Below are 13,411 nucleotides of genomic sequence, written 5' to 3'. Positions count from 1 at the left end.
AATCGAAAAAGGTATTAAATAATTGTTGAAACTATTATAATAAAAGGGAGATTTTAGCTTTTATCGTGAGTCGGAGAAGAGTATGCCTAAAAAACTAGATGAACCAGATGTTGAAGCCCTAGCGAAGAAACCTATCTTTGAAAAGGTAGCAGATGGTGATTGGTACCAATATGGTAAAGAACCACAATTACAAGCAATTGTTAAGTCGAGTACCCAAACGATTCAGAAGCTGAATAAAATTGCAGTGGACGATTTTGACGAGGCATTAAAACAGTTGCATGAATTGGCCCCTCATATGGCTGATGACGTGGAAGTGTATTTCCCAATTACTAACATTGAGTATCCCAATAACTTGTTTATTGACGAAGGAACATTTATCAACTTAAATTTCACTATTTTGAGTGCTGGTAAAATTACAATTGGTAAAAATTGTTTCTTAGGTCCTAATACGCAGTTATACACGCCTAACCATCATCCAAACAAAAAAGAAATGCGTCGTGAGGGATGGCAATATGACTTGCCAATTACGATCGGCGATGATTGCTGGTTTGGTGGTTCTGTGATTGTTTTGCCGGGTGTTGAGATTGGTGACAATGTCGTTGTTGGGGCAGGTAGTGTGGTTACCCACGATATACCAAGTAATACAGTTGTGGCAGGAAATCCTGCGCATATTATTCGTCACGTATAAATAAAAAAGCTGAGAAGTATTGATAATCTGGTTAGAGCCAGTATCTACTTCTCAGTTTTTTTATATCAAATCTTGACCAGTAAAACCGGTTTTGTCAGCTGGTGTGATTTCTCGTAATACATGACAAGGATTACCAACGGCGATAACATTGCTTGGAATATCATGAGTTACGACGCTACCAGCGCCAATGATGACATCATCTCCGATGGTTACATCAGGTAAAACGGTGACATTAGCGGCCAACCAGCAATGATTACCGATGGTGATTGGTTTTGCAATGCAACCACCAATTTCACGCTCACGTGCATCGAATGAATGGTTACTCGTATAAAGACCAACTTTCGGACCAAACAGCACCCGATCACCAATCGTGACTTTGGCACCGTCTAAAATCACAGCATCATAGTTAGCGTAAAAATGGTCACCAACATGGATATTGCGACCAAACTCGCAGCGAAAATTAGGATTTAAGTCTGGTGCAACACCAGCGCTGCCAAATAAATGACGGATTAATTGTTCCTTATGCTCTTTGTCATTTTCGGCATTAATTTCATTGGTTAATACCGTTGAGCGATCTCTAGCTGCTACTAAAATAGGGTCTAAGTCATTATAAGTTTTACCAGTAGCCATATTGGCGAATTTTTCATCTAAGTCCATGCGTTCCTCCTAAAATCATTATTATCAGGATATCATAAAAATTCGGAGCCCAGAATATTTAGAAACTATGCTTAAAAAGGTTGACAGTTCTCGTAACATTAGAGTATGATTAGAATATCATTAAAGCCAGGAGCTAATATTCATGAAATTACGCAATCTATCACAATTGAATAATTGGAACTATAACTTTCGTTTCTTTATGTAGTGTTTGCATCTAGTAATTAGCAGGTGCAAGCACGTAACACATGTTTGTACCTGTGGGAAATGAAAGCTATTTGGCTTGAGTAAAAAGACCCTGCAGGTTGTTTGAGAATAATCTGTGAGGGGAAGAGTAGATAGGTATAGACCCTCTGGATTGTTTTCAATCGAGAGGGTCTTTTTTTATAGAAATGATGTTGCCAGTTTTTAATAATCAAAGGAGTAAGTCAGCTATGGAAATGACAAAATACTTAAATACGCAGCTAGCAGGTGTTAAAGCTTCAGATATTTTGGCTTTCGCCAATTTTGCTTCAGGAATTCCAAATATTGTGAATTTTACCGTGGGCGAACCTGATTTCAATACACCAGAACATGTACAACAAGCCGCTATCCGTAGTATTCAAGAGAATCACTCGCATTATGCACCATCAAATGGGACACAAGAATTACGGCAAAATGTCAGTAATTATTTAGCTGATAAGTACGATCAACATTACACGCCGGAAGAAGTTATTGTTACTGAAGGTGCCACTGAAGCTATCTATACAGCAATTGTATCTGTACTTAATCCTGGAGATAAGGTCATTATTCCAACACCAACATTTCCATTGTACATTGCTGATGTGACAGTGGCTGGTGGCCAACCAATCTTAGTGGATACGTCAGCAACAGATTTTAAGTTAACACCAGAATTATTGGCGCAGACCATTGACCGTGAAGGATCATCAGTAAAAATGGTGGTATTGAATTATCCAGGTAATCCGACTGGTGTGACTTATTCGCAAGCAGAATTGGATGCTTTGGGGGATGTACTAAGGGACAAACCAATTTTTGCCTTGTGTGATGAGATATATAGTGAATTAAATTATGACCATCCGCATGCTTCATTAACAAAATCGCTACGTGAACAAACAATTCTAATTTCTGGTGTATCAAAATCACACGCCATGACGGGTTGGCGGATTGGTTTACTTTGTGCACCACAGAATGTGGTCAATGAATTGAGCAAAATTCATCAGTTCACTATTACTAGCACAGCAACGGTTGCCCAGGATGCGGCGGCCGAGGCCTTAGGAAATGGTCAAGATGATGCCTTACCGATGAAAGCGGAGTACCAGAAAAGACGCGATTATATTTTAGATACATTAAATGAACTAGGCTTTCAAACAGCTAAACCTAGTGGGGCATTTTACATCTACACGAAAATTGCGCCTGATTTGGAACAGGATGATGTGAAGTTTGCTTATGATTTGGCTAAAAATGGACACGTTGCCGCGGTACCTGGTTCATATTTTGGACCAGGTGGGGATCACTACCTACGTTTAAGTTATGCAACGAGTATGGCCGAAATCAAACGAGGCATGACCCAATTACAGCAATATGTAGCTGATCAACGAGTTTCACAAACGGTTTAAAAAAGTATGAAAGCGGGGAATTTAAAAATGAAGATTTTGTTATTGAGCGTTCGACCAGATGAGCATGCAGCGATTGAAAAGTGGGGAGACCGTCATCCAGATATAGATTTAACGACTGCAGAATGGGAGTTACACTCAGATACGGTTGATCAAGTTGCAGGTTATGATGGTTTGGTGATTCAGCAACGTAGTCAAATCGAACCAGATGTGTACCCACGTTTACATGAATTGGGTATTAAGCAAATTACCACACGGACAGCGGGGTACGATGTGATTGATTTGCAAGCAGCTGCCGATAACGACATAGTTATCAGTAATGTACCGGCTTATTCACCTCGGTCAGTGGCTGAATTAGCCTTAACACATACATTACGTTTAATTAGAAAGCAGGAATTAGTTGATCAACGTGTTCGTGAACAAGATTTTCGTTGGACTGGGTTACAAGGAAGTGAAATTCATTCATTAACAATAGGTATTATTGGTGCTGGTCGAATTGGTGGCACATCAGCACGGCTCTTTCATGCTTTAAATGCCAAAGTCATCGCTTATGATATTAAGCCTAACCATGAGTTAGATGATGTGCTAACTTTCTTGCCTTTTGAAGAGGTGCTACAACAAGCTGATGTTATTTGTTTGCATGTTGATTTAAACGAAACTTCAAAGGGACTGATTGATGCAAAAGCCCTAGAATTAATGAAACCAACAGCATACCTAGTTAATGAATGTCGTGGACCAGTAGTGGACACCACTGCTTTGTTGGCTGCTTTGAAAGAACAGCGATTAACTGGCGCTGCGTTAGATACAATGGTTGTCGAAGAGACATTCTTTAACTTCGATTTGCGAGGACAAGAATTGCCAAATCAGGATTTGGTTGCGATACGTGAATACAATAATGTGATTATTACACCACACGTTGGTTTCTATACTAATATTGCCGTGCAAAACATGGTTGATATTAGTCTGGATGACACGTTAGCAATTATTACTGGCGGAACCAGCGAACATACAGTTGGGTAAAGAATAGAGCGAGACAAAGGGCGTAAATTGCGGATTCTGTTTTTTAGAATGTGTTTATGCTATAAAATTTACAAGCTTATAATTACTATATTTTTATTATAAAAAGTGGTTGAAACATTGTTTTGTCTCAACCACTTTTTTAATGTCTAATTGTTTCACATGGAACATTAGTTACTGCGAGCAGGTAAGTCTACTGAAGCTGTATCTAATATATGTCCTTTAGCTGCACGACGGAAATCATTTAGGAAATAACCAGCAGCTAAGTCTAATTCTGTATCTAATGCAAAAACTTTAAGTGTATAATCATGTGTTTTATCAGGAGGCATTGGACCAGTATAGCTTTGTGTTAATTCCGGATTGTCCAGACGATATTCTGCGTACTGTGAATTAGTTCCGGGAACATATGGTACATTGGCGTTGGCGATATCTTCGGGAATATCGGCTACTGGCAAATTAGCCGCCAACCAATGAATCCAGACGAAACCGGCAACAGGCACTGAATCGTAATCGATGAAGACGACGGCTAATGATTTGGTGCCTTCAGGGGCCTCATCAACTTTAATTGGGAAGTTAATGATTGGCGTGTCATTGCGTCGGTATTGTTCTGGCGCAAATTTTGCGTACTTATCGGGAATAAAATTATTATTATCTAATGTGACATCAATTTTCATAAGTAAACCCTCCTGTATTAAGTATTAGCTTCAATCTAGCATGTTGAATAGGGACGTGCAATGAATTAAGAGACGCTATTATTAATTTTAACACCTAGTAGACTAGTGAAGTATTTAGGAAATTTGTTTTATTGAGTTCACTGCATCAATTCTTCGACATTGTTGTTTCGCCATGTATTAATTCAGGGACAATATATTCTGATGTCACGATTTCTCCAGCTAGTTCGGCTAGTAATAATTGCACCATTTTTTCGGCAATTTCTTTAAGTGGTTGTTGCACGGTGGTTAGCGATTGTTCAGCTAATTGGTGGATATAAATGCCATCAAATCCTACGATACCCACTTCATCTGGTACAGCCAATCCTTGATGACGGCTAGCGCGTAGTGCTCCCAAACCTAGGCGATCAGTGGCGGCAATGATGCCGGTATTAGCGCTTAATTGATTATTTTGTAAGAATTGGAGTGCAATCTGTTCATTGTTGGGCAAATGATGGATTTCAGGTTCACGTCCAGCTTCTTGCATGGCTTGTCGATAACCGGCTTCACGGTTAGTTTCAAAGGGTTCATCAATCGCCATCCCCAAAAATAACAGGTGTTGGTATTGTCGATTAATCAATAATTGCGTCGCTAGATACGTCCCAGCTTTGTTATCAATATCTACAGATGTGATGCCCGCTTCTGTACCGTAGATAACAACGGGGATAGGTAGATTATTTAAGACATCGAAATCACTATGACGCGCACCACATACTAAGAATCCATCGACATTCGTCAAGTCAAAATTACGGTCATGTCGCATTTCTAATGTGTAGCCTTCATTGCGTAAAGAATCAGTTAGGTGCATGAGTAAATGAGCATAATAAGGCTCAATTTCATTGACATCGTCTAATAAGATGAAGGCGATATTATAGTGGCGATTGTTTGCTAGTGCTCTACCTGCACGATTTTGGACATATCCTAATTGTGAAATAACTCGTTGGACATCGGTCCTAATTTCAGCTGATACTTGCTCAGGATGATTAATAACTCGAGAGACGGTCATTTTTGAAACATGCGCCTCGTGAGCCACGTCAGATATTGAAACCATGATGTTGACCTCGATACTTGATTTAAAAACGTTTTCATAAATTACTCATTCCATCATACCATGGATATGACCGTGCGCGTAAATTTACGCATGGAGAGAAACCTGTTACCGGTAACATCGAGAATGCGCTTTCATAATTTGATTTGGAAACGTATAGTTTTATTTGTAAGCGAAGCGCTTTCATTCAATGAACGCAAATATAAATAAATTTATGAGTATGGAGTTATATCATGTCAGAGATAAAAAAAGTACTTGGTAAAAAGCATTTGCCAACGTTATCAATTGCCACCATTGGCAGGAATGGTTGTTCAACCATTAGTTGGTTATTTTTCAGACCGTACTTGGATTCCAAAAATTGGTCGTCGTTTACCATACCTGATTTTGGGCTCATTGGTAGCAATCGTTGTGATGGCATTATTGCCAAATGCGGGTTCATTTGGGTTTAAAGCATCAACGGCTCTTTGGTTTGGTGCCGTTGCAATCCTATTTATGGACTTATCATCAAATATGTCTATGCAACCATTTAAGATGATGATTTCAGATATGGTCAATGACAGTCAAAAGGATATGGCATGGTCATGGCAGACAATTTGGGGAAATATTGGTGGTGTGATTGCAAACCTATTCCCATATTTCTTTACTGCTATTGGTGTTGCTAACGTTGCTGCCCAAGGTCAGTTACCAGCATCGGTTAAATGGTCATTCTATGTAGGTGCAATTATTCTTGCAGTTTCTGCAGCCTTTACGGTTTGGAAAGTAGATGAATACGAGCCAAGTAAATATGCCGAATATCATGGTATTAGTGAAACAACTGAAAAGACTAATATTCTAAAAATTATCAAAAATGCACCCAAGGTCTTTTGGACACTTGGTATTGTACAATTCTTTTGCTGGGCAGGATTCCAATATCTTTGGACGTATGGAACAGGTGCTGTTGCTGCCAATATTTGGCATACAACTGATGCCTCATCAGGTGCCTTCCAAGCAGCCGGAAATTGGTTTGGTGTCTTATCATCAATTGAAACTGTGGCTGCAATTGTCTGGGGCTTGGTGATTTCACGTTTGAGTAATAAAACGCGTAAGCCAGCTTATACCCTTGGCTTGTTCTTAGGAGCGGTTGGGTTCTTTATGTTAGCAACAACCGGTTCAAAGGCGATGTCAGCTCTATCATTTGTTTTGATCGGGATTGCATGGGTTACTATGAATGCTGTTCCATTTACAATTTTAACGAATGCCTTAGATGGTATGCATGATGGTACTTATATGGGCTTGTTTAATACATGGATCTGTTTCCCACAAATTGTTGCTTCAATTGTGTCGTTCGCAGTTTATCCATTATTAGGAAACCAAATGCCACATATGATTATGGTATCAGCGGTGCTATTCATTATAGGTGGACTGAGTGTTTGGTTCATAAAGGAAACATCTGTTGAACATGGGGATGCTGTTCATTAGATGTAACATAAAGAGTACCCTTGTATTTGTCTATTATTATGTAGACAAATGCAAGGGTACTCTTTTTTATGGTAGAAATTGGACCAATCGTGTTATTGTTATTAATGTGGTTAAATAATTATAGGAATAAGTAGGGTGCGAGGAGTCTCAGATGAAAAAGAAGAGTAAATATATATTATTTGGTATAGTCATTTTAGGGGTTGTGATAGCCGGGGTTGGCACATATGCAACGTTATCAAATAAACAGCCAACTGATACTAAAATTACTATTGGGTCACAAGGAACGGATACAGTCGTATGGAAACATATTGCAGATTCGAAAGTCGCCAAGCAAAAGCATCTAAATATTGAAGTTAAGGATTTTACAGATTCTAACAGTTTGAATAAAGCTTTGGCTAATGATGAAATTCAGGTAAATGCTTTTCAATCTTATGCATTTTATACCACCTATAACAAGAATAATCCTGATAAAAAGGTTTATGCGCTAGGCACAACTTATATTCAGCCAATGGGAATCTATTCTGGTAAGTATAAGTCAATTTCAAGCATTCCGAAAAATAGTACCGTGGCGATTGCTAATGATGCCGCTGCGGAGAGTCGCGGACTTAAATTACTAGAATCAGCTGGCTTAGTAACCTTGAATAAGCATCAGGTGGACGAGTTAGTGGCACCCAGTGATGTTAAAGAGAATCCCAAGCAATTAAAAATTAAGACGGTTGAATCGACAAGTACGCCATCATTACTACATGATGATGGTATTGCCGCAGTAGCCATTGATAATAATACGGCGCAAATTTCAAAATTAGATGTGTTTAAAGATGCGATTTTCCATGAGAAATTGGACCAAAACACTAAATCAAATGTTAACGTCATTGTAACGAATAAAAAGCATGTCAATGATGAAAACTATAAAAAAATCTTGCATCTATATCACGACAAAAAGATACAGAAATGGATAAAAGCTAATTATTCAGGAAAAGTAGAAATTAACAAGTCAATTAGTGAATTGGAGAAGTAATTATTTAATATGAAATTAATATTAGCGGGGGACATGCTATTTTCAAGTCGTAACTTGGTTAATAGATTAGACCCAACTTTAGTAAAAAAATTACAAGCAGCGGATGCTGTATTTGCGAATGCAGAATTTTCCACACCAAAGCCAGATAAAGCAGTTGCCGCTGGTAGAGGATACGTCACAGCGGTCCGGCCGGATACGTTAAAAGAATTTGCGGATCTTAATATTAAATTGATTTCTCTAGCAAATAATCATAGTGGTGATTTCGGTATTGAGGGAATGCGTGATTCACTTGAAGCTGCAGCAGCGCAAGGCCTTACCGTGGGTGGTTTAGCTAATTCTCTTGATGAGGCACGTATGCCAAGTTTTAGTGATACATCTTCTGGTAGAGTCGGTTTTGTCACGGCAACAGCTACGCGAGCAGATGTATTTATGGCAAGCAATGCGGGTAATGGTGTACCTGCGCGACCTGGTGTTAATCCATTACGTTGGCGTGAAACATATGAAGTTTCACCAGAACAATATGAGCAATTAGAAAAAATATCTGATGATTTGGGATTAACAGCAAGTAATGAGCAAGGGCGAAACATCGAGGGATTTGAAAAGCCTGATGCTAATACATTGATTTTTGGTTCATTATTTGAAAAGAACTTAACATTCCATAAGAAAGAAAAAACACAATTCAAAACTGAGGTTAATGCAACTGATTTAGATGCTTTAACAGACAGTATTCGCGATGCAAAATTCCGTAGTGATTTTGTCTTTCTAAATATCCATTCCCATGAAGGCATTAATGCCAATTGGTATGATGATGCACCAGCCGACTTCTTTGTTGAAACAGCACATGCTGCGATTGATGCGGGAGCAGATGTCGTTATTGGGCATGGGGCACACTTTATGCGTGGTGTAGAAACCTATCATGGCAAACCAATATTTTATAATTTGGGCAGCTTAATGATGGAATTTGAATCAGGAAATTCTATTATTCCACCAGAAATGTATGCAGAATATGGATTGGATGAGCATGCTAAACCATCTCAGCTACATCGCCAACGTGCAATGGACGATAATGGTAATTTCATTGGATTTAATGCCGATCCCAAGTTTTCACAAAACATCATTTTAGAAGTGGATGTTGATGAAAATCACGAGGCTAAAATTCATGTTATACCGATAGATTTGGGACTGACGGATGCAAATCCTGTGAAACGAGGCTTGCCAAGCATTCCTGATACTGAATCGGCAGCGTTGTTATTAGAACGGTTAAACAAGGTAAGTCGACCATTACATACGCAGTTTTCGTATGATGAAGTAACGAATACGTTTGTGATTGATTAAAATAGGAAACGGGTTGGTATTTTGAATTAAGATGGCTCCTGGAAGTTAAACTTTAACTTTCGGGGGCTTTTTATGTCCAAAATATGACCGATTATCTAAATAAATTTACCAACTATCTTATTTGACCAATATAAATGGGAATATCGGTATAATAATGGGTAATAAAACAGATGCGCATCGTGATTTAAGGGGGAGTGGGGATGTATTTAGAAACGAAGGAGTTGTCGAAAACATTTGGTGATCAGATAGCTGTCGATAACTTGAACATGTCGATTGATCAAGGTAGTTTTACAGCTATTTTGGGTCCGAATGGTGCTGGTAAATCCACCACAATATCGATGTTGTTGGGGTTATTACCAGCCACGAGTGGCAAGATTATTTATCATACAAAAACGCCAAAAATTGGGGTGGTCTTCCAAACTAGTGTATTAGATGCAGAACTAACTGTGATGGAGAATTTATCCGTCCGTCAGAAAATGACTGGCAAAGCGTATAAACAAGAAATTGATCAGGTGATGCATAAATTAGGGGTTAATTCATTTGCTAATAAGCGGTATGGTCAACTTTCTGGTGGGCAAAGGCGACGTACCGACATTGCGCGGGCATTAATAGGTAATCCAGATATTTTATTCTTAGATGAACCAACCGCAGGATTAGATATTCAAACTAGAAAAGCAATTTGGGGAATTCTAACAAAATTACGTCGAGAAGAAAATTTAACGATTGTTTTGACGACTCATTATTTAGAAGAAGCTGATCAATCAGATATGATTTTCATTATTGACCAGGGTAAATTAGTTGCTCATGGATCAGCTACTGACTTGAAATATCAATATGCGAAAAAACAATTGATATTAGAAACGGACGATTTAGAAAATGTAAAAAAACAGTTGCATACGGTCAAATATGCTGTTCTGTCAGACAATAAATTACAGATAATGCCAGAAAATACGCAAGAAGCTTTACGTCTACTGCATACTGTTGCACCAATGATTACACATTTTGAATATCGTGAAGGTACTATCGATGATGCATTCATTGCATTAACAGGAAAGGAGATGCATTGATATGCTTACATTATGCTATCGAAATTTATTATTATATTTTCGTAATAAGTCAGGGGTCTTTTTTTCATTACTCGCAGCATTGATTTCTTTTATTTTATATATTGCGTTTTTAAAAGACACGATTGCAGGTAGTTGGGGGAGAATACCGAGTCATACCGCATTCTTAGATTTATGGCTGATTGGCGGCACTTTAGGTATCACAGCAATTACAACAACATTATCTGCTTTAAGTCAGCGTGTTGAGGACCATGAAAAAGATACGGCAAATGATTTCATTTTAACTGGGACTAGTCGGTTTCAATTAGCCTTTGGATATGTTTTAAGTGCAACAGTGATTAGTTTTGTGATGCAGATTATCGTTTTTTTAGTGATGTATGGGTACTTTTATATTGTTGACGATTTAAACATTTCATTGTCAAAAATTTTTGTATTAATTGGTTTAATGACAATCGGGTCGATTTTAAATGCACTGGTTAGTACGATTATTATGATGTTCGTGCATAATCGAAATACGCTGAATGCGATTGCTAGTTTGGTTGGAACGGTATCAGGATTTTTGGTTGGTGCATATATACCAATTGGTATTCTACCGGAATTCGCGCAATTCTTAGTTAAATTGACTCCTGGTTCATATGTCGCATCGCTTTATCGTCAGACGTTACTGAATGACGATATGATAGATCTTTTTCCTAAAGAAGCGCAACGCAATGATTTTTCTGAAGAGCTAGGCATTCAGTTGAAATGGGACCATCTATTGAATTTTAACCAGTCATTACTGACGACGATTGGTTTATTTGTCCTTTTTCTAATGATCGTCTTAATTGTTGAATACAAAGCATCTAAGCAAATGAGCAAGTTAAATCATTAATAGTGCTCAGATGGTATGAGTTGTATTCAGACAGGTTGTTAGTTAGACTCGGAGTGTAGTCATATATAATATGCTAGATTGGAGAATGCGATGAAGAAAGTGACATTAGCAGGTGTAGAAGTACCAGCAATTGGAATTGGAACATGGCATATGGGGGAAGATCCCTCACAAGAACAACGTGAAATCCAAGCTATTCGTAGTGGCTTAGATGCTGGTGCCAGTGTCGTTGATACAGCTGAGATGTATGGTTCAGGTAAATCAGAAACATTAGTTGGCAAAGCATTGGCGCCTTATCAACGTGACGACATTTATTTGATTTCAAAGGTATTACCACATAATGCATCTAAGGCGAAATTGGAACAACATTTAGATGCGTCGTTACAGCGATTGCAAACGGATTATCTTGACCTTTATCTCTATCATTGGCGTGGTGGTGTGCCCTTAGCTGAAACGATTGCCGAATTAGATCGTATGAAGCAAATTGGGAAAATTAAATCCTGGGGCGTATCAAATTTTGACGTCACGGACATGGAAGAACTTTGGGACTTACCTGCCGGAAAGAATGCAGTCGTGAATGAAGATCTTTATAATATTGAGGAACGTGGTATTGAGTATGGTTTGCTGCCTTGGCAGCATGAGTATCATGTCCCTTTGATTGCCTATAGTCCAGTTGGTGGTAAACAGAATGAATTGGGAACGTCAATGCTGACTAACCAAGTAGTTAAAGAGATTGCTGACCAACATAATGTGACACCGTACGTATTGTTGCTCGCTTGGATTATACGAAATGGTCAGACGATTGCTATTCCACAGACTAATAATCCAGAACATGCTGCAGCAAATATGCAGGCGGCTGAATTGGAATTAACCACTGCGGAGCTTGCTCGGTTAGACCAAGAATACCCAAAACCAGATCATAAAGTACCCTTGGCTATAAATTAATATATTACTAATGCAAAAAGTGGTTGGAACTGTTATGTTGTTCCAACCACTTTTTTACTGTTTAGTTTTTAATGACAGTATCTTCACGAGCATGAATTAGCTCTGTAATTAATGTATTAGTTGGGGTAGGAATATTTAATTCCTTTCCCATACGTGCAATCGCACCGTTTAAGTAATCAATTTCAGTATGTCGTCCCGAGGCAATGTCTTGATGCATTGAGGGATAATGGTCACCTGCTTGATTGGGTGCCAGTGATGCGTTAATTGTTTTTGAAGCAAGTTCGGCAGTTAAAGGAATGCCTTTAGCCTGGGCGACGGCTTCAAATTCACTAACAACGCGCTTTGTTAAAATCGGTGTATATTGGCTTTTTCTAAGGTCCATAATTTTGCAATCTAGGATCGTACAGAAAGTATTTAGAACACTGTTTAAACAAGCCTTTTTCCAGATTGACAATAAGACATTGTTGCTAGGACGAGCATCTAAACCAGCTTCGTTTAGAACGTCATTAATTTTAATGACTGTTTCATGTGAAACATTTTCAATTGCTTGAAATTCGATATACCCAGAACCCTTTAGAACCACGGCACCAGGACCGACTAATTCACTCGTCCAGAGAGTTGTACCAACTAATAAGTCGAGGTGCGAGTTGAATTTTTTAATTGTTTCCAGGTTACCGATACCGTTTGATAAACATAAGACTGCTGTATTATCAGTTAATAGATGCGAAATTTTATTAAGCATATCATTTAACTGCATCGCCTTTGTGAATAGTAAAATCAGGTCAAAATCATCGTGAACATCTTCAGGAAAAGCAGCTGGAATCTTTACAAATCGTTGTTTGCCAGCGGTTTCTACAGAGAGCCCTTGTGTGTTGATCGTTGTGACATGTTCCGGCCACAAATCTATTAATGTGACTTGATTACCTGCTTGATGGAGCATGTAACCACAGCGACTGCCCATTGCACCACTACCTGCAATTGCTATTTTCATGA

Annotated in this window: 13 protein-coding genes; 9 read left to right on the top strand and 4 right to left on the bottom strand. The window is 38.6% G+C overall.

The genetic code is table 11. The features are described from left to right. Positions 1-82: 82 nt before the first annotated feature. Positions 83-688 carry a sugar O-acetyltransferase gene (locus tag FOL01_RS10200; protein ID WP_075270524.1) on the top strand — a complete coding sequence of 202 codons (606 nt, stop codon included), beginning with the start codon at positions 83-85 and terminating at the stop codon, positions 686-688. A 60-nt stretch (positions 689-748) separates the two neighbouring features. Here FOL01_RS10200 and FOL01_RS10195 read toward each other — a convergent pair whose 3' ends face one another. Beyond that, on the bottom strand, positions 749-1,345 hold the full coding sequence (locus FOL01_RS10195) for a sugar O-acetyltransferase (RefSeq protein ID WP_075270523.1): 597 nt from the start codon (positions 1,343-1,345) through the stop codon (positions 749-751). Between the two features lie 431 nt (positions 1,346-1,776). Here FOL01_RS10195 and FOL01_RS10190 point away from each other — a divergent pair, with 431 nt between their 5' ends. Continuing rightward, positions 1,777-2,958, top strand: coding sequence for an aminotransferase class I/II-fold pyridoxal phosphate-dependent enzyme (locus FOL01_RS10190; RefSeq protein ID WP_075270522.1), 1,182 nt, complete (start codon positions 1,777-1,779; stop codon positions 2,956-2,958). Positions 2,959-2,985: 27 nt separating this feature from the next. Continuing rightward, positions 2,986-3,975, top strand: coding sequence for a D-2-hydroxyacid dehydrogenase (locus tag FOL01_RS10185; protein ID WP_075270521.1), 990 nt, complete (start codon positions 2,986-2,988; stop codon positions 3,973-3,975). Between the two features lie 167 nt (positions 3,976-4,142). On the opposite strand, the gene FOL01_RS10180 is transcribed toward FOL01_RS10185, so the two are convergent. Together FOL01_RS10180 and FOL01_RS10175 are read right to left on the bottom strand one after the other, a co-directional pair. Then, on the bottom strand, positions 4,143-4,646 hold the full coding sequence (locus FOL01_RS10180) for a YbhB/YbcL family Raf kinase inhibitor-like protein (protein WP_075270520.1): 504 nt from the start codon (positions 4,644-4,646) through the stop codon (positions 4,143-4,145). Between the two features lie 145 nt (positions 4,647-4,791). After that, positions 4,792-5,733: a LacI family DNA-binding transcriptional regulator gene (locus FOL01_RS10175; protein WP_075270519.1), complete on the bottom strand. Its 942-nt coding sequence runs from the start codon at positions 5,731-5,733 to the stop codon at positions 4,792-4,794. 300 nt (positions 5,734-6,033) lie between these two features. Between FOL01_RS10175 and FOL01_RS10170 the strand changes: the two genes are divergently transcribed. The 6 genes from FOL01_RS10170 (at position 6,034) to FOL01_RS10145 (ending at position 12,418) form a co-directional block, all read left to right on the top strand. Next, positions 6,034-7,188 carry an MFS transporter gene (locus tag FOL01_RS10170; protein WP_083603505.1) on the top strand — a complete coding sequence of 385 codons (1,155 nt, stop codon included), beginning with the start codon at positions 6,034-6,036 and terminating at the stop codon, positions 7,186-7,188. Positions 7,189-7,339: 151 nt separating this feature from the next. Beyond that, a complete protein-coding gene (locus FOL01_RS10165; protein ID WP_075270518.1) occupies positions 7,340-8,206 on the top strand; it encodes a MetQ/NlpA family ABC transporter substrate-binding protein in 867 nt (288 codons plus the stop codon). 9 nt (positions 8,207-8,215) lie between these two features. Continuing rightward, a complete protein-coding gene (locus tag FOL01_RS10160) occupies positions 8,216-9,541 on the top strand; it encodes a CapA family protein (protein ID WP_075270517.1) in 1,326 nt (441 codons plus the stop codon). Positions 9,542-9,741: 200 nt separating this feature from the next. Continuing rightward, on the top strand, positions 9,742-10,608 hold the full coding sequence (locus FOL01_RS10155; RefSeq protein ID WP_075270516.1) for an ABC transporter ATP-binding protein: 867 nt from the start codon (positions 9,742-9,744) through the stop codon (positions 10,606-10,608). Position 10,609: 1 nt separating this feature from the next. Next, complete coding sequence (locus FOL01_RS10150) at positions 10,610-11,476, top strand: ABC transporter permease (RefSeq protein ID WP_075270515.1); 867 nt, start codon at positions 10,610-10,612, stop codon at positions 11,474-11,476. 90 nt (positions 11,477-11,566) lie between these two features. Next, positions 11,567-12,418 carry an aldo/keto reductase gene (locus FOL01_RS10145; RefSeq protein WP_075270514.1) on the top strand — a complete coding sequence of 284 codons (852 nt, stop codon included), beginning with the start codon at positions 11,567-11,569 and terminating at the stop codon, positions 12,416-12,418. 61 nt (positions 12,419-12,479) lie between these two features. Here FOL01_RS10145 and FOL01_RS10140 read toward each other — a convergent pair whose 3' ends face one another. Next, positions 12,480-13,409, bottom strand: coding sequence for a 2-dehydropantoate 2-reductase (locus FOL01_RS10140; protein WP_075270513.1), 930 nt, complete (start codon positions 13,407-13,409; stop codon positions 12,480-12,482). Positions 13,410-13,411: the final 2 nt, after the last annotated feature.

It is taken from the genome of Weissella thailandensis (assembly GCF_001932615.1).
Classification (GTDB): domain Bacteria; phylum Bacillota; class Bacilli; order Lactobacillales; family Lactobacillaceae; genus Weissella; species Weissella thailandensis.
Note: the sequence above shows the minus strand (reverse complement) of the source record. Positions and strands in the feature narration are given on the sequence as shown.

Bases quoted from the DNA above. Each gene is read 5' to 3' on its own strand.
- FOL01_RS10185 (WP_075270521.1), top strand. From the start codon at position 2,986: ATGAAGATTTTGTTATTGAGCGTTCGACCAGATGAGCATGCAGCGATT.
- FOL01_RS10190 (WP_075270522.1), top strand. From the start codon at position 1,777: ATGGAAATGACAAAATACTTAAATACGCAGCTAGCAGGTGTTAAAGCT.
- FOL01_RS10175 (WP_075270519.1), bottom strand. From the start codon at position 5,733: ATGGTTTCAATATCTGACGTGGCTCACGAGGCGCATGTTTCAAAAATG.
- FOL01_RS10160 (WP_075270517.1), top strand. From the start codon at position 8,216: ATGAAATTAATATTAGCGGGGGACATGCTATTTTCAAGTCGTAACTTG.
- FOL01_RS10140 (WP_075270513.1), bottom strand. From the start codon at position 13,409: ATGAAAATAGCAATTGCAGGTAGTGGTGCAATGGGCAGTCGCTGTGGT.
- FOL01_RS10145 (WP_075270514.1), top strand. From the start codon at position 11,567: ATGAAGAAAGTGACATTAGCAGGTGTAGAAGTACCAGCAATTGGAATT.
- FOL01_RS10195 (WP_075270523.1), bottom strand. From the start codon at position 1,345: ATGGACTTAGATGAAAAATTCGCCAATATGGCTACTGGTAAAACTTAT.
- FOL01_RS10150 (WP_075270515.1), top strand. From the start codon at position 10,610: ATGCTTACATTATGCTATCGAAATTTATTATTATATTTTCGTAATAAG.
- FOL01_RS10170 (WP_083603505.1), top strand. From the start codon at position 6,034: ATGGTTGTTCAACCATTAGTTGGTTATTTTTCAGACCGTACTTGGATT.
- FOL01_RS10155 (WP_075270516.1), top strand. From the start codon at position 9,742: ATGTATTTAGAAACGAAGGAGTTGTCGAAAACATTTGGTGATCAGATA.
- FOL01_RS10165 (WP_075270518.1), top strand. From the start codon at position 7,340: ATGAAAAAGAAGAGTAAATATATATTATTTGGTATAGTCATTTTAGGG.
- FOL01_RS10180 (WP_075270520.1), bottom strand. From the start codon at position 4,646: ATGAAAATTGATGTCACATTAGATAATAATAATTTTATTCCCGATAAG.
- FOL01_RS10200 (WP_075270524.1), top strand. From the start codon at position 83: ATGCCTAAAAAACTAGATGAACCAGATGTTGAAGCCCTAGCGAAGAAA.